This is a genomic window from Amphritea sp. (assembly GCF_016744155.1).
Classification (GTDB): domain Bacteria; phylum Pseudomonadota; class Gammaproteobacteria; order Pseudomonadales; family Balneatricaceae; genus Amphritea.
The window spans coordinates 95124-110590 of sequence record NZ_JADGEW010000004.1; the positions used below are offsets into that span (position 1 = coordinate 95124).

Here is a 15467-nt window from a genome sequence, read left to right on the forward strand (position 1 = left end):
GTTACATGCGGAATACGCCGAAACGGGTTTCACCCACCGGCTTATTCAATGCTGCGGAAAGGCTCATGCCGATAACATCACGAGTCTGAGTCGGGTCTATTACGCCATCATCCCAAAGACGGGCTGAAGCATAGTAAGGGTGACCTTGATGCTCATAGGTATCGATGATTGGCTGTTTGAATTCAGCTTCTTCATCCGTAGACCACTCTTCACCGACGCGATCCATGTTGTCACGCTTAACGGTTGCCAGCACACCGGCAGCCTGTTCGCCACCCATTACTGAGATACGGGCATTTGGCCACATGAACATCATGTTAGGGCTGTAAGCGCGACCACACATACCGTAGTTACCGGCACCGAAGCTGCCGCCAATAAGAACTGTAAATTTAGGTACATCGGCACAGGCAACCGCCGTAACCATCTTGGCGCCATGCTTGGCAATACCTTCCGACTCGTACTTTTGGCCGACCATAAAGCCGGTGATATTCTGTAGGAATAGTAGTGGGATCTTGCGCTGACAGCACAGTTCGATAAAGTGTGCGCCTTTCTGAGCGGACTCGCCGAACAGGATGCCGTTGTTAGCGACGATGCCAACTGGATAGCCGTGGATATGTGCAAAACCAGTTACCAGAGTCGTACCGTATAGTTTTTTGAATTCATCAAATTCAGAACCGTCGACAATACGCGCAATAACTTCACGTACATCATAAGGTTTTCTAAGGTCGGTACCGACAATGCCGTATAGATCGTCAGCCGGGTAGAGCGGTGCTTTAGTTGGCTGAGTCTTGATATTAATATCTTTACGACGATTGAGATTGGCCACACAGGTGCGGGCAATTTCCAGTGCGTGATGGTCGTTCTCAGCATAGTGATCGGCTACGCCGGATACTTTACAGTGAACATCTGCACCGCCCAAGTCTTCAGCACTAACAACTTCACCCGTTGCCGCTTTAACCAGCGGAGGACCAGCCAGGAAGATAGTACCCTGTTCACGAACAATAATAGACTCGTCTGCCATGGCCGGTACATATGCACCACCTGCAGTACAGAGACCCATTACAACAGCGATCTGTGGAATCCCTTTAGACGACATACGTGCCTGGTTGTAGAAAATGCGGCCGAAGTGATCCCGGTCTGGGAATACATCGTCCTGCTGGGGTAGGTTAGCACCACCAGAATCAACCAGGTAGATACAAGGCAGGTGGTTTTGCTCAGCGATCTCTTGTGCACGCAGGTGCTTTTTAACAGTCAGTGGAAAGTAAGTTCCACCTTTAACTGTCGCGTCGTTTGCAATGATCATGCATTCCTGACCACTAACCCGGCCAATACCGGTAATGATACCTGCTGCTGGAATATCGTCATCGTAGACGCCATAAGCGGCCAGCTGTGATAGTTCAAGCAAAGGTGAGCCTTCATCAAGAAGGGTATTGACACGTTCGCGGGGAAGTAACTTGCCGCGTGATAAGTGGCGTTCCTGATACTTGGCGCCGCCACCCTGATGAATTTGTGACGTTTTTTCCCGAAGGTCGGTTACCACTTCTGCCATTGAATCATAGTTGGCGCGGAAATCTTCAGCACGGGAATTGATTTTAGAATTTATAGTAGCCATCAATTGTCCTCTCGGAGTTGTGCAATAACCGTTGCGCTGAGGTATAGGGCGGTGAAAAGTCGGATATATGAACTTACAGCTGTAAATTCCTATTATTCGTTTTCGACTACCTTTTTAACCTGGGCTCATATAGTTATTACTCAATTCCTTTCTTATTGTTCTGTTGTCAGTGTGAAAAAGAAGGGGGGGCTTCTTTTATGAAGAGAAAGCTCCCCCTTTAAACCTTCTTGCGAAGGTGTCCACTTACTTAAAAACAGTCTTACTTGTTCAGGAACAGCTCACGGCCGATCAGCATACGGCGGATCTCAGATGTACCTGCACCGATTTCATACAGCTTGGCATCACGTAACAGACGACCTGTTGGGAATTCGTTAATGTAGCCGTTGCCACCCAGTAGCTGGATCGCATCCAGTGCGATTTTGGTTGCCATCTCGGCGGTATATAGAATGACTGCTGCACAGTCTTTACGAGAGGTTTCACCGCGCATCGCTGCCTGTGCAACTGTGTAAGCGTATGACTTAGAAGCATTCATCAGGGTGTACATGTCGGCAACTTTACCCTGTACTAGCTCAAATTCGCCGATCGCTTTACCAAACTGAACACGGTCACGGGTATAAGGTACAGTGATATCCATCGCTGCCTGCATAATACCCAGAGGTCCGCCGGCTAGTACCAGACGCTCGTAATCCAGACCTGACATCAGAACCTTAACGCCGCCATTTAATTCGCCTAAGATGTTCTCTTTAGGTACAACACAGTCCTCGAAAACCAGTTCGCAGGTGTTAGATCCACGCATGCCCAGCTTGTCCAGTTTCTGGTGACGGGAGAATCCAGGAGCATCACGTTCTACGATGAATGCTGTAATGCCTTTAGACGCAGCATGTACATCGGTCTTGGCATAGATAACGTAAGTGTGGGCATCGGGACCGTTAGTAATCCACATTTTGTTGCCGTTAAGCAGGTAGTGATCACCGTTGTCACGGGCAGACAGTTTCATGGAGACAACATCTGAGCCAGCGTTTGGCTCGGACATCGCCAGTGCACCAATATGCTCACCGCTGATTAGCTTAGGCAGGTATTTAAGCTTCTGCTCGTGGGTACCGTTACGGTTGATCTGGTTAACACATAGGTTTGAATGAGCGCCATAAGACAGGCCGACAGATGCAGATGCACGGCTGATCTCTTCCAGTGCGATCATATGAGCCAGATAGCCCATGCCAACACCGCCGTACTCTTCGCTAACGGTAATACCCAGGAGGCCCATATCGCCGAATTTCTGCCACAGATCATTCGGGAATTCGTTATCAATATCGATCTGTTCTGCCCGTGGTGCGATTTCAGATGCTGCGAAGCTGTTTACATGTTCGCGAAGCATATCCAGAGTTTCACCCAGGCCAAAATTTAGTGAGCTGTACTGTGCAATCATTTCCTGTCCACCTGTCTTCTTAAGTGTGTTTTATTGTTTTGCTTTATTTTGCGTTCCGTATCAGAGCTAAATCATGTTGCTCTAGGCCGGTTTGTTCTTCGTTAAGTTCATTCATTGCATCCAGGCAGCGATTTTCAGCGCTGTCCAGTTCGAGCTGGAGCATGGCGATGTCATTGAGTTGTTGTTCTAGCGCCAGCTTCTTTTCTTGAATCTTGGTCATTAAAAGCTCCAGCTGCTTCATGCTGCCAGTGGTGCTCTCATCCCATAGCTCGAAAAGTTCTCGGGTTTCTGCCAACGAAAACCCCAGACGTTTTCCCCTTAGGATCAGTTTTAATCTAACCCGGTCTGGCCCGCTAAAGATACGGGTTTGTCCCCGACGGGTAGGAAATAGCAATTTTTGATCTTCATAAAAGCGAATGCTGCGCGTTGTAACGTCAAATTCGCCGGCTAGATCGCTAATTGAATATGTTGATGGGCTCATAACAGGCTTCTTGTTTTCTTGTGATGGTCTAAATATAGAGGAAGTTTACGTAAACGTAAAGCATAAATACAATTCGTTGCGATTTGCTGGTATTGAGTAATATTAATGTAAGTCATTGTATTTGTTGAATATAAAGTAGAATTCATGAGTATAATTACATTTATTGAGACTAAAGTAGTACTTGTTAATCAGTAAGGGAAATTGCTAACTTGACGTCAAAGCTGATGTGGGCATTCTTTTTTTGCTCATACGAAAATAATAACAATTAAATAAGTGAGGCCGGTTCCGCATGAGTGCAGACTACGTTCTCGAGACCAGAAATCTGGTTAAGGAATTCAAGGGTTTTACCGCCGTTGACGATGTAAATCTAAAAGTTGAGCGAGGAACAATACACGCGCTGATCGGACCTAATGGTGCCGGTAAGACAACTGTATTTAACCTGCTGACTAAATTTCTAACGCCTACCACCGGAACGATTCTGTTCAATGGTAAAGATATTACATCAATGAAATCCGCTGCTATCGCCCGTAAGGGTATAGTTCGCTCGTTTCAGATCTCAGCTGTATTTCCGCACCTTAGTGTGTTGGAAAATGTTCGCATTGCGTTACAGCGTGAAGAAGGTAATAGCTTCCATTTCTGGAAATCAGAGAAGGTACTGGACAAACTTAACGATCGTGCTGTTGAGCTGCTTGAAGAAGTGGGCCTTAAAGATTATGCCAATACGATCACTGTAGACCTTCCCTATGGCCGCAAGCGGGCACTAGAAATTGCCACCACCCTGGCGCTTGATCCTGAAATGCTATTGCTGGATGAGCCAACTCAGGGAATGGGTCATGAGGACGTAGGTGTTGTAGCCGACCTTATTAAGAAGGTATCGGCTAATCGAACCATTTTGATGGTAGAGCACAACCTACATGTAGTCGCTCAGTTAGCCGATACCATTACCGTATTGCAGCGTGGCGCCATTCTTACCGAAGGTGATTATGCAACTGTATCTCAGGATCCTCAGGTGCGTGAAGCCTACATGGGTGTTGAAGCTGATGATGAAGTAGCTAACGCTATTGCTGCAGAAAGTGCGGCAACCAGTGCGGCAGAGAAGGAGTCAGTGAAATGAGCAGTACCGGTGAAAAAATCCGCATTGTAGACCTGCATTCACACTACGGTGAGTCGCATATTCTGCATGGTATCGATATGACTATCATGCAGGGTGAGTTGGTTACCTTGCTGGGCCGTAATGGTTCTGGTCGTTCGACCACGTTGAAATCGATTATGAATATGGTGGGGCGTCGTACCGGTGTTATCAATATTAATGGTAACGAAACGATCGATATGCCGGCCCATAAAATTGCTCATCTGGGAGTAGGTTATTGCCCGGAAGAACGAGGCATTTTTTCCAGCCTGAATGTTGAAGAAAATCTGATGTTACCGCCGGCCGTACGTTCTGACGGTATGAGCGTTGAAGAAATTTATGACATTTTCCCGAACCTGGCTGAACGTCGTTATAGCCAAGGTACTCGCCTGTCCGGCGGGGAACAGCAGATGCTGGCGATGGCCCGTATTCTGCGCACCGGTGCCAATATTCTGCTACTCGATGAGATAACAGAAGGTCTGGCTCCAGTAATTGTGCAAAAACTGGCTGAAGTTCTGTTAATGCTGAAAAAGCGTGGTTTGACTATCTTGTTGGTTGAGCAGAATTTCCGTTTTGCGGCGCCAATTGCTGATCGCCATTACGTTATGGAGCATGGTCATATCGTAGAAGAAGTTCTTAAGGATGAGCTGGAAGCGAAGACGGAAATGTTGAATACCTATTTGGGTGTGTAAGGTCAGGGTGATAATCACCTGATCGGACACCTAATTCCCTTGAAGTTCGATAACAATAAAAATTTATCAAGCAGGAGTGACACATGAAATTAATGAAAAAAACTGTACTGGCGGTAGCAATGAGCCTGGCAACGGTAGCGGGCGTTCAGGCAGCTGGCGTATCCGATGACGTAGTCAAGATCGGAGTACTGGGCGATATGGGCGGTGTTTACGCTGATATAGCTGGTCCGGGCAGCGTTGTTGCTGTGAAAATGGCAGTTGAAGATTTTGGCGGCACTGTATTGGGTAAGCCAATTGAAGTTGTTTCCGCTGATGATCAGAACAAAGCAGATGTTGGCTCTAGTATCGCCCGTAAGTGGGTCGATGACGAGCAGGTTGACGTGATCAACGGCGCTGTTGCTAGTTCGGTGACTGGTGCGGTAACTAAGGTTATGACCGCTGCTGAAAAGATCACTCTGATTGCAGCTTCTGCTAGCCATGCATTTACGACTAAGGCTTGTTCTCCATTCAACGCTCACTGGACTTATGATGTGGTAGCGCTGGCTAACGGTACTGTAAAACCAATGGTTACTGGCGGTAAAGAGAAATGGTTCTTTATTACGGCTGACTACGCCTTTGGACATGCACTTGAAAAAGTAGCTACCGGCGTAATCAATGATAATGGCGGCAGCATTGTTGGCGGCGTACGCGTTCCACTAGGTACCACCGACTTCTCTTCTTATATCCTTCAGGCTCAGTCCTCAGGTGCTGATGTTATCGCTCTGGCAAACGCCGGCGCAGACATGGTTAACGCGCTTAAAACTGCTGCTGAATTCGGTGTTACCGAAATGATGGATGTAGCGGGTCTGCTGGTATTCACTCAAAACGCTCAGGCGCTTGACCCAGCAATTGCTGGCGGCATGAAGCTGACTACTGGCTTCTACTGGGATATGGATGATCAGACGCGCGCTTGGTCTAAGCGTTACATGGAGCGTATGGACGGTAAGATTCCTTCCATGGCTCACGCCGGTGCTTACTCCTCTACCATGCACTACCTGAACGCAGTTAAAGCTGCTGGTACTGATGAAGGTAAGGCAGTTATGGCTAAGATGAAGGAAACTCCAGTAGAGGATTTCTTCTCTCGTAATGGCTACCTGCGTAAAGATGGACGTATGGTTCACGACATGTTGCAGGTTCGTATCAAGAACGCTGACGAGCGCACAAGCGCTAATGACATCTTCGCTATCGAAAAAGTTATCAAAGGCGATGATGCATTCTTAGAGCTTAGCAAAGGTGGTTGTGAATTCGCTATGGCGAAGTAATCACCCCGCTTAAGTAATAAGTACTGATGTACCGGCCACCCCATCCGGGGTGGCCTCTATAACTAGAACGACATGAATCACTAGGGTGCGACTATGGCGACCTTTCTCGGAATTAATCTATTTGCTCTTTCGGGCCAATTGCTGGTTGGCCTGATCAATGGCTCATTCTATGCATTGCTCAGTCTAGGTCTGGCGATTATTTTTGGTCTTTTGAAAATTATTAACTTCGCGCAGGGCGCGATGTATATGCTCGGTGCTTTCTTTGCTTGGATGGCTCTGAACTACATGGGTATCAACTACTGGGCTGCGCTCATATTGGTGCCGATTGTAATAGGCTGTATCGCAATTCTGATTGAGCGTTTTTTGATACGCCCGATTGCTGGCGAAGATCACCTCTACAGTTTGTTGCTAACTTTTGGTATCGCACTTGTATTGCAAGGTGTGTTTACTCATCTATTTGGTTCTTCAGGCCTTCCTTATAAGATTCCTGCAGAACTATCAGGCGGCACTAAATTGCCGTTCATGTATTTACCTAATTACCGTGCCTGGATTATCGTGATTTCTCTGATAGTGTGTGGCAGTACCTGGTGGGTTATCGAGAAAACTAAACTGGGTGCATACCTGCGTGCAGGTACCGAGAATCCACAATTGATGCAGGGCTTTGGTATCAACGTCCCGCTAATCACGACCCTGACATTTGGTTTTGGCGTTGCACTGGCAGGTTTTGCCGGAGTGCTGGCTGCACCTGTGTACTCTGTTAGCCCGGATATGGGCTCGAGTGTCTTGATTGTCGTGTTTGCCATCGTGGTTATTGGTGGTATGGGTTCTATCGGTGGCGCCATTCTTACCGGTCTGTTGATGGGGGTGGTAGAGGGATTGACGAAGTTCTTCTATCCGGAAGCTTCCGCCACCGTTATCTTCCTGGTCATGGTGATCGTGCTGCTGATAAAGCCTGCCGGTCTGTTTGGTAAAGAGGCGTAGGAGTTGACCATGAAAATTAATAAGCTTTATCTGGTATTGTTTCTTCTGGCTTTAGTAGCACCTACGGTTTTGTATCCGGTGTTCCTGATGAAGGTGTTGTGCTTCGCGCTGTTTGCCTGTGCCTTTAACCTGTTGTTGGGCTTTGTTGGCCTGCTGTCCTTTGGTCATGCTGCCTTTTTGGGAACCGGTGGTTATGTAACAGGTGCGATGATGTTGCATACCGGTATGGGTCCTGAACTGTCGATCCTTGCGGGTACCGTTGCTGCGGGCCTATTGGGGGCTGTATACGGCAAGCTTGCGGTTAAGCGTGAAGGTATTTACTTCGCAATGGTAACCTTGGCATTGGCTCAGCTAGCATTCTTCTTCTATCTACAATCACCGTTTACGGGTGGTGAGGATGGTCTGCAAGGTGTACCTCGTGGTTCTTTGCTGGGGATGATTGATCTGTCCGATAATATGAACATGTACTACTTCGTACTGGCGATCTTTATCTTCGGCTTCTGGTTAATCCACCGGACGATACATTCACCTTTTGGTCAAATTCTGAAAGCGATTCGTGAGAATGAGCCGCGTGCAGTATCGTTGGGTTACAACGTTAATGACTATAAGTGGGTTGTATTTATCATATCTTCTGCTCTTGCAGGACTGGCAGGTTCAACTAAGACGTTGGTATTCCAGCTGGCGTCCCTGACCGATGTCCATTGGCATATGTCTGGCGAAGTTGTACTGATGACTCTGTTGGGTGGTATGGGTACTATCTTCGGGCCTGTTGTGGGTGCTGGTGTGGTCGTCACGATTCAGAACTATCTGTCTGGTGGTGAACTGGGTAACTATATCCACATCATCATGGGCTTGATCTTCATTGTATGTGTACTGGCTTTCCGCAGCGGTATCGTTGGTGAGTTCCAGAAGATGATGAAGAAAAACTTTGGTTGAAGCTAAATAGCTTCACCCTTATAGCTATACAAGGGACGTAATGCGTCCCTTTTTATTGTCCAAGTTTTATCGGTGAGCCAGTTTAGCTGCCCGTAAGAAATTGTGTTGGAGAGAATGTTATGAGTCAGGATTCTGTTGTTATTGTAAGTGCTGCCCGTACGCCAATGGGTGGCATGATGGGCTGCTTTAGTGATGTTAGAGCGCCTGATTTGTGTGCTGCAGCAATACAAGCAGCGGTAGAGCGGGCCGGTATCAGCGGTGCTGATGTTGATGAAGTGATCATGGGTTGTGTCCTTCCAGCGGGATTGGGTCAGGCACCAGCACGTCAGGCTGCCCGTGCAGCTGGAATTTCTGATGCAGCAGGCGCTACGACAGTTAATAAAATGTGCGGTTCCGGCATGAAAGCCGTAATGCTGGCTCACGATCAGATTGCTGCAGGCCAGGTCGACATTATGCTGGCAGGCGGAATGGAAAATATGAGTCAGTCTCCTTATCTGCTGCCTAAAGCCCGTGCAGGTATGCGCATGGGGCATCAGCAAGTGATAGACCATATGTTCTTTGATGGCCTGGAAGATGCTTACGAAGGCGGTCTGATGGGTAGTTTTGCTCAGAAGAGTGCGGATGATTACAGTATTACCCGTGAAGCGATGGATGATTTTGCTATCGGCTCACTTGAAAAAGCCCTTAAAGCGATTGAGACGGGCGCTTTTAAAGATGAGATTGCAGCGGTGACTGTTAAGTCCCGTCGTGGCGATACAGTGGTTGATACCGATGAACAACCGGGTAATGCTCGCATGGATAAAATTCGCCAGCTGAAGCCGGCGTTTAAGAAAGATGGTACTGTCACGGCAGCTAACTCTAGCTCAATATCAGATGGTGGTTCCGCGCTGGTACTGATGCGTGAGTCAGAAGCTCAGAAGCGTGGGTTGAAGCCACTGGCTCGTATCGCCGCGCACTCTACCCATGCTCAACTGCCTGCAGAGTTCACTATTGCGCCTATCGGAGCCATAGATAAAGTATTGGCCCGTGCAGGCTGGAGCAAAGATGATGTAGATCTGTATGAGATCAACGAAGCTTTTGCAGTGGTATCTATTTTGGCTATCAATGAAATGGGTCTGGATGCCAATAAAGTTAACGTCAATGGTGGTGCCTGTGCATTGGGTCACCCGATTGGTTCTTCGGGCTCGCGTATTCTTGTAACACTGCTTTATGCACTGAAAAACCAGGGCAAGAAAAAAGGTGTTGCTTCACTCTGTATCGGCGGTGGTGAAGCGACCGCTGTTGCGGTGGAGATGCTTTAATACTTATAGTGAACTAAAGCTTTGAGTTAGATTTAGTTGTTTGAAAGGGGCTGATGCAGAGATGTATCGGCCTTTTTTTGTTCTTGGTGCGTCTTTTTTATTATCGGAGTGCTTCTTTGCTTATGTTTTCGCCTTGCTGGGCCATTGGGTTGATCAGACTTCACTAGGGATGTTTAGACTACTCTTCTTTGGAAGTTGGTTAGTTGAATGATGGGCGGTCCTAAGACCGCCTTTTTTCTTATCTCAGTTAAAACATAAAGCCCATATAAAGAAGCCTACCGGGGCAAAATGATATTAAGTATTGGACTACCGAGATAATGCTGCCTGACACTGAGAATGCTTTTTTACGAAGCGTTCCATCGATGCCGGGTGTTTTAAAAGATACTCCGATGTTCGTACGGGGCGGCGGACTAATTCTCCGCCGCAGTTAGGGCAATATCCGTCAAAGTTATTGTCGGCACAGTCTGCACAAAAGGTACACTCAAAAGTACAGATACGTGCATCGCGGCTTTCAGGCGGTAGATCGACATCACAGCACTCACAGTTTGGTTTTAGTTTTAACATGGTTACCTCCTTTTGCTTAAGTTCTAGATAGACTAGCAGTTGAAGATATGGCATAAATGACAATATGCCCTCAATTCCAGCCAAAAATATTGTTTTTATTGTTTTTCCAGAAACCAAACTACTGGATCTTGCAGGACCTTTACAGGTCTTCAACGATGCAGAACTGGCTTCAGGAGAGTCTCTTTATGAAACCCATGTTGCTTCATTGTCAGGTGGGCAAATATCTACTGATACGGTTGTATCATTAAATTCGAAACCAATTTCATCTTTGATTGTGAAAGAGATCGATACATTAATTATTTCGGGGGGGAAAGGGGCGCTCAGTGCAGCCAACGACGTTGATTTTATGAACGCTATCCAACCACTCTTTAAAAGTTGCCGAAGAGCTGGGTCAATCTGCACCGGAGCATTTATTCTTGCCGCTAGTGGATTACTGACGGGGAAATGTGCTGTCACCCACTGGGATTCCTGTGGCTTGTTGCAAAAAATGTATCCTGACGTTCAAGTACAAAAGAACCCAATCTATTTGAATGATGACAGTACCTGGTCTTCAGCTGGGGTGACAGCGGGCATAGACATGGCCCTGGCGATGGTTGCTGAAGATTTTGGCAACGAGTCTGCTTTAAGTATCGCTCGGTCACTTGTAACTTATATGTTTCGTCCAGGTGGGCAATCGCAATTCAGCGAAATGCTGCAAATTCAGGATACGGACAAGAAAGGGCGCTTTGATAGTTTGCATAAGTTCATTACGGAAAATCTTACTAGCGATTTACGGGTAGAAAGACTTGCTGACCAGATGAATATGAGCAGTAGAAACTTTGCCAGGGTGTACCAACGAGAAACTGGTTCTTCGCCCGCCAAAGTCGTTGAACGTATGCGTACTGAAAGAGCTCAGCGGCTTTTGGAAGAAACTAATTTACCTATTTCCGAAGTTGCGCGACAGGTTGGCTTTGATGATGAAGAGCGTTTGCGAAGAACCTTTATCAGACATGTTTGTGTTGCGCCCATGAGTTATCGGGAGCGTTTTAAATCTGTGAATACGGAATCAATGGGGTCAGAGTAATTGATTTATAGCGCAATCTCACTCAGTCAGTTTCCCGTTCCTCTCATTTTCATCTACTATCACTCAATTGGCTAAACCTTAAAGGAAAATCTATGACCAGTCGTGTGTATGTCTTAGCGCAATTTAAGCCCAAGCAAGGTAAAGAGGCGGAGTTGTTTGAGGTGTTAAAGGCGCTTGAGCCGGATTCTTATCGGGAAGAGGGTTGTCTTCAATATATGCTAACGCGGCAAATTGACCACCCAAGTGCTTCGCGAAATGAGTACTCCATAGTATTTAACGAAATTTGGGAAGATGCTGAAGCTTGGGCGGCACATGGTCGAAGAAAGCAGATTCAAGACTTTTTTGAAACTCAGGTTGAAGCAGAAACAGGGCTGGTTGAAGATGTTTTAGTGACGGCCTATTCCGATGAAAGTGTCGATTTCGACGCGCCTGTTTTTGAATAATAAGATTCGATAAATAGAGTGGTTCTAAATCTAACCCTGGGTTTGTATCTGAATGGTGAATCAAGAAAAGCAGGAGGGGGTTGTTAGCTCGGTACTGTTTATTGTTTCAAAACATCAAGCCTGATCATATTTATCAGGTTTTAGTTCCGTACCTCTTCGCTTTTCGGATACGAAATAGTTGAGCCAGGTTAACCGTGAAACGAGAAACCTGGCTCACTCCTCTTCGGTTTTACAGATCTTTAACCAGTCGCAAGGCATCATAGATAGCAGCATGGGTATTGCGGGCTGAGACTGCATCGCCGATACGGAATAACTGGAACTGACCTTCACTGTTCTTATTCAAGGTCTGAGGTTTGCCATTGACGAGGTCGTTGTAGTTTACTTCACCCTCATTGGAAGAGAGAGGGCGCAGTTCAAAATACAGATCCTCAAAGGGGAGTGTTCCGTGATTGACTATCACCTGATCGACCCGGCGGGTCTGGGTGAAATCACGACTACCGTCATCATAGTCGCTGCCGATGGTGGCCAACAACTCACCACCATCCCGTATGACAGAGTTCAGACGATAGGTGACGGTAAAGGTTACATCCTGTTTTTGCAGAGTACGCATATAGGGTACTAGGTTCATGGCCATTACTTCCGGCGCAAAGCTTCTGTCCGGGGTGATGATCTCTAGTTTGGCGCCGCTGTTGGCGATAATTTCCGCTGCCTGTAGTGCTGCATGATCACCGGCATCATCGAATAGCAGAACATTACTTCCGGGTTTGATGCTGCGGGAGAGAATGTCCCAGGTTGATACCACCAAATTATTGCCGCTATCTAATACCTCGGTATCGGGTAAGCCCCCGGTTGCGATGATAACGACATCCGGTTTTTCAGCTTGTATCGTTTCAGTTTCAGCATAGCTGTTGAAGTGGAAGGTGACACCTAGCTGCTCACACTGGTTCATACGCCAGTCGATGATGCTGATCATCTCATGGCGTCGTGGACTTTGAGCGGTCAGCCGGATCTGGCCCCCGGCGTCGCCTAAAGCTTCATAAACGACGACTTCATGGCCACGTTCAGCCGCCACCCGTGCGGCTTCAAGTCCGCCTGGCCCGGCCCCGACGATAACGACTTTCTTAGCTTGATCTGCTTTTGGAATATCGTGGGGCATCGTCAGCTCACGCCCGGTAGCTGAATTGTGGATACAGTAGGCTGCACCGCCTTGATAAATCCGATCGAGGCAATAATTGGCGCCTACACAGGGACGTATGCTTTCTTCTTGGCCAGCTATGATCTTTCGCACGATATGGGGGTCTGCCATATGGGCACGGGTCATGCCCACCATATCGACTTTGCCGCTTGCTATGGCGTAGCGCGCAGTTGCTACATCAGGAATCTTTGCGGCATGAAATGTTGGCATTTCTGTTGCCGAACGAATTTCACCAGCAAAATCCAGATGCGGAGAGTTACGCATTCCCTGAATCGGAATAAGGTCGGTCAGGCCGGCATCGGTATCGATATGACCGCGGACGACATTGAGGAAGTCCACCATACCGCTCTCTTTCAGGCGCTGAGAGATGGACAAACCGTCTGTTAGTGTTAGGCCGCCTTCCAGCATCTCATCGCCGGTGTAACGAAGGCCGAGGATAAACTCATCGCCAACTCGTTTACGGATCGATTTGAGTAGATCAAAGGTAAAGAGCAAACGGTTATCAAGGTTGCCACCATAGGGGCCATCAAGAGTGTTTGTCAGTGGTGACCAGAACTGATCCATCAGGTGACCGTAGGCCTGCAATTCAATGCCATCTAAACCCGCTGCCTGCATCCGTTCAGCCGCGTCGGTATAGTCCTTGATGATTCGGTCTATATCCCAGTCTTCAATCTGTTTAGGGAAAGCGCGGTGGGACGCTTCACGTTTATGGGAGGGTGATACTGCGGGTAACCATTCGCCTTTATCCCAGCGGGTGCGTCTTCCCAGGTGTGTCAGTTGAATCATCACAGCAGCACCGTGCTCGTGACATTCATCTGTCAGGTCTTTCATCCAGGGAACAATTTCATCTTTGTACACCAGTAGATTATCGAATACCGGAGGGCTATCCAGAGAGACCGCAGCGGAACCGGCAGTCATTGTCAGTGCAACCCCCGCTTTTGCGCGTTCGACATGATAGGCGCGATAGCGTTCCGTGGGCATTCCGTTTTCAGAATACGCAGGCTCGTGTGCGGTGACCATAATACGGTTGCGCAGGCGCAGATGCTTAAGTTGGTAGGGTTGCAGTAATGGATCACTGGACATTTTAGTCCTCCGTCATGGTGAGCTATAAACTCAGGTTTTATGTAATTTAGGAAAAATGTACACATATGTCAATTAAAAGTACATGAGTGTATATTAAAGGTTCATCTGTGTAGATGTGAGAGTGAAACCTGGGTTTACTTCGTCTGAACAGTTATGTACATTTCGTCGGGTCTCCAGGGGCTTACTGGCAGGCAGGTAGCTGCATCGCACCATCCGGTGCTGAAAGCAGAGCAGGGGAGTAATCTGAGTACTATGAATACCGATACCAACAGCGGCGAAACTTCTAGCAGTAAAGCAGCGGAAGATAGTGGCTGGCGCGGTTCTGCTGATGTCTGGCTGCAGGCATCTTATGAGACACTGATTGAAGCGGGTATCGACACCGTTCGTATTCAGCCCCTGGCAAAAAAACTGAAGCTGTCTCGTACCAGTTTCTACTGGTTTTTTAAGGACAGGAACGAACTGTTAAATGCTTTGCTGACACAGTGGCGAGATAAAAACACCGGTAATCTGGTGGCTCAGGCAGAGGCATATGCGGAGAGCATTGCGGAGGCAATTCTTAATGTATTTGATTGCTGGTTGAATCCAGAGCTGTTTGATTCTCAGTTTGAATTTGCGGTGCGCAGCTGGGCGCTTCAATCCCCAGATGTCGCTGAACAGATTAGTCAGGCGGATAATGCACGACTAGAGGCTCTGCGACAGATGTTTATCCGCTTTGGGTATGAGGCGGCGAAGGCGGATGTCCGTGCCCGCAGTATCTATCTGACTCAGATCGGTTATATCTCTATGAAGTCCGATGAGGATATCGCCACCAGGCTGCAGAGAGTCTCTGATTATGTGGAGATCTTTACCGGGCAGGCACCGAAATCCAGAGAGTTGAAACGATTCTATGCCCGTCATGAACCTGCTGAAAAGGTCTGAGCGAGTCTGGTTAATAAGCTTAATTGAGATTCATTGTCTGGTGTTTTAGACGTTAGCTCTCTACTCTTAACTAAAAGAGGGGCTACAGATGAAAACGATGAGCTGTACACAACTGGGCGGAGCTTGTGAACTTGAGTTCAAAGCGAATACTTTTGAAGAGATTGGGCAATTGAGTAAGCAGCACGGCATGGAGATGTTTAAAGCGCAGGATGAAGCTCATCTCGCTGCGATGCAAAAGATGCAATCTCTTATGCAGAACCCTGAAGAGATGACTCAGTGGTTCGAGTCAAAAAGAGCAGAATTTGATGCGCTGCCTGACGATTAAAATCCTTCTAATTTAAATTA

The 15467-nt window shown here is 47.5% G+C and carries 15 protein-coding genes; 10 read left to right on the top strand and 5 right to left on the bottom strand.

What is annotated here, in order from left to right; genetic code table 11:
- Position 1: 1 nt before the first annotated feature.
- The 3 genes from QZZ54_RS05265 to QZZ54_RS05275 form a co-directional block, all read right to left on the bottom strand.
- Positions 2-1609 (bottom strand): carboxyl transferase domain-containing protein, encoded by a 1608-nt coding sequence (locus tag QZZ54_RS05265; protein ID WP_290699848.1) that lies wholly within the window; start codon positions 1607-1609, stop codon positions 2-4.
- A gap of 259 nt (positions 1610-1868) precedes the next feature.
- Positions 1869-3035, bottom strand: a complete 1167-nt coding sequence (locus QZZ54_RS05270; protein ID WP_290699849.1) for an isovaleryl-CoA dehydrogenase — start codon at positions 3033-3035, stop codon at positions 1869-1871.
- A gap of 43 nt (positions 3036-3078) precedes the next feature.
- The gene (locus tag QZZ54_RS05275; RefSeq protein ID WP_290699851.1) at positions 3079-3516 is read right to left on the bottom strand and encodes a MerR family DNA-binding transcriptional regulator; all 438 of its coding nucleotides are present in this window, start codon (positions 3514-3516) and stop codon (positions 3079-3081) included.
- A 289-nt stretch (positions 3517-3805) separates the two neighbouring features.
- Between QZZ54_RS05275 and QZZ54_RS05280 the strand changes: the two genes are divergently transcribed.
- The 6 genes from QZZ54_RS05280 to QZZ54_RS05305 all read left to right on the top strand — a co-directional run bounded on the left by QZZ54_RS05280 (position 3806) and on the right by QZZ54_RS05305 (position 9856).
- Complete coding sequence (locus QZZ54_RS05280; RefSeq protein WP_290699853.1) at positions 3806-4630, top strand: ABC transporter ATP-binding protein; 825 nt, start codon at positions 3806-3808, stop codon at positions 4628-4630.
- Entirely contained in the window at positions 4627-5337 is a 711-nt protein-coding gene (locus QZZ54_RS05285; RefSeq protein WP_290699855.1) for an ABC transporter ATP-binding protein, read from the top strand. The genes QZZ54_RS05280 and QZZ54_RS05285 overlap by 4 nt, the downstream gene beginning before the upstream one ends.
- 83 nt (positions 5338-5420) lie before the next feature.
- Positions 5421-6638: an ABC transporter substrate-binding protein gene (locus QZZ54_RS05290; RefSeq protein WP_290699857.1), complete on the top strand. Its 1218-nt coding sequence runs from the start codon at positions 5421-5423 to the stop codon at positions 6636-6638.
- 93 nt (positions 6639-6731) lie between these two features.
- Entirely contained in the window at positions 6732-7619 is an 888-nt protein-coding gene (locus QZZ54_RS05295; RefSeq protein ID WP_290699859.1) for a branched-chain amino acid ABC transporter permease, read from the top strand.
- 9 nt (positions 7620-7628) lie between these two features.
- A complete protein-coding gene (locus QZZ54_RS05300) occupies positions 7629-8555 on the top strand; it encodes a branched-chain amino acid ABC transporter permease (protein WP_290699862.1) in 927 nt (308 codons plus the stop codon).
- 119 nt (positions 8556-8674) lie between these two features.
- Positions 8675-9856: an acetyl-CoA C-acyltransferase gene (locus QZZ54_RS05305; protein ID WP_290699863.1), complete on the top strand. Its 1182-nt coding sequence runs from the start codon at positions 8675-8677 to the stop codon at positions 9854-9856.
- A 306-nt stretch (positions 9857-10162) separates the two neighbouring features.
- On the opposite strand, the gene QZZ54_RS05310 is transcribed toward QZZ54_RS05305, so the two are convergent.
- Entirely contained in the window at positions 10163-10420 is a 258-nt protein-coding gene (locus tag QZZ54_RS05310; RefSeq protein WP_290699864.1) for a DUF1272 domain-containing protein, read from the bottom strand.
- 64 nt (positions 10421-10484) lie between these two features.
- Here QZZ54_RS05310 and QZZ54_RS05315 point away from each other — a divergent pair, with 64 nt between their 5' ends.
- Together QZZ54_RS05315 and QZZ54_RS05320 are read left to right on the top strand one after the other, a co-directional pair.
- Positions 10485-11483 carry a helix-turn-helix domain-containing protein gene (locus QZZ54_RS05315; RefSeq protein WP_290699865.1) on the top strand — a complete coding sequence of 333 codons (999 nt, stop codon included), beginning with the start codon at positions 10485-10487 and terminating at the stop codon, positions 11481-11483.
- A gap of 92 nt (positions 11484-11575) precedes the next feature.
- Positions 11576-11926 (top strand): putative quinol monooxygenase, encoded by a 351-nt coding sequence (locus QZZ54_RS05320; RefSeq protein ID WP_290699866.1) that lies wholly within the window; start codon positions 11576-11578, stop codon positions 11924-11926.
- Between the two features lie 229 nt (positions 11927-12155).
- Here QZZ54_RS05320 and QZZ54_RS05325 read toward each other — a convergent pair whose 3' ends face one another.
- Positions 12156-14204, bottom strand: coding sequence for an NADH:flavin oxidoreductase (locus QZZ54_RS05325; protein ID WP_290699867.1), 2049 nt, complete (start codon positions 14202-14204; stop codon positions 12156-12158).
- 153 nt (positions 14205-14357) lie between these two features.
- Here QZZ54_RS05325 and QZZ54_RS05330 point away from each other — a divergent pair, with 153 nt between their 5' ends.
- Complete coding sequence (locus QZZ54_RS05330; RefSeq protein ID WP_290699870.1) at positions 14358-15122, top strand: TetR/AcrR family transcriptional regulator; 765 nt, start codon at positions 14358-14360, stop codon at positions 15120-15122.
- A gap of 88 nt (positions 15123-15210) precedes the next feature.
- Complete coding sequence (locus tag QZZ54_RS05335) at positions 15211-15447, top strand: DUF1059 domain-containing protein (protein WP_290699873.1); 237 nt, start codon at positions 15211-15213, stop codon at positions 15445-15447.
- Positions 15448-15467: the final 20 nt, after the last annotated feature.

What these genes read in the sequence shown, in the direction of transcription:
- QZZ54_RS05275 (WP_290699851.1), bottom strand. Translation starts at nt 3,516, where the DNA reads ATGAGCCCATCAACATATTCAATTAGCGATCTAGCCGGCGAATTTGAC.
- QZZ54_RS05270 (WP_290699849.1), bottom strand. Translation starts at nt 3,035, where the DNA reads ATGATTGCACAGTACAGCTCACTAAATTTTGGCCTGGGTGAAACTCTG.
- QZZ54_RS05290 (WP_290699857.1), top strand. Translation starts at nt 5,421, where the DNA reads ATGAAATTAATGAAAAAAACTGTACTGGCGGTAGCAATGAGCCTGGCA.
- QZZ54_RS05300 (WP_290699862.1), top strand. Translation starts at nt 7,629, where the DNA reads ATGAAAATTAATAAGCTTTATCTGGTATTGTTTCTTCTGGCTTTAGTA.
- QZZ54_RS05265 (WP_290699848.1), bottom strand. Translation starts at nt 1,609, where the DNA reads ATGGCTACTATAAATTCTAAAATCAATTCCCGTGCTGAAGATTTCCGC.
- QZZ54_RS05285 (WP_290699855.1), top strand. Translation starts at nt 4,627, where the DNA reads ATGAGCAGTACCGGTGAAAAAATCCGCATTGTAGACCTGCATTCACAC.
- QZZ54_RS05320 (WP_290699866.1), top strand. Translation starts at nt 11,576, where the DNA reads ATGACCAGTCGTGTGTATGTCTTAGCGCAATTTAAGCCCAAGCAAGGT.
- QZZ54_RS05295 (WP_290699859.1), top strand. Translation starts at nt 6,732, where the DNA reads ATGGCGACCTTTCTCGGAATTAATCTATTTGCTCTTTCGGGCCAATTG.
- QZZ54_RS05330 (WP_290699870.1), top strand. Translation starts at nt 14,358, where the DNA reads ATGTACATTTCGTCGGGTCTCCAGGGGCTTACTGGCAGGCAGGTAGCT.
- QZZ54_RS05335 (WP_290699873.1), top strand. Translation starts at nt 15,211, where the DNA reads ATGAAAACGATGAGCTGTACACAACTGGGCGGAGCTTGTGAACTTGAG.
- QZZ54_RS05315 (WP_290699865.1), top strand. Translation starts at nt 10,485, where the DNA reads ATGCCCTCAATTCCAGCCAAAAATATTGTTTTTATTGTTTTTCCAGAA.
- QZZ54_RS05305 (WP_290699863.1), top strand. Translation starts at nt 8,675, where the DNA reads ATGAGTCAGGATTCTGTTGTTATTGTAAGTGCTGCCCGTACGCCAATG.
- QZZ54_RS05280 (WP_290699853.1), top strand. Translation starts at nt 3,806, where the DNA reads ATGAGTGCAGACTACGTTCTCGAGACCAGAAATCTGGTTAAGGAATTC.
- QZZ54_RS05310 (WP_290699864.1), bottom strand. Translation starts at nt 10,420, where the DNA reads ATGTTAAAACTAAAACCAAACTGTGAGTGCTGTGATGTCGATCTACCG.
- QZZ54_RS05325 (WP_290699867.1), bottom strand. Translation starts at nt 14,204, where the DNA reads ATGTCCAGTGATCCATTACTGCAACCCTACCAACTTAAGCATCTGCGC.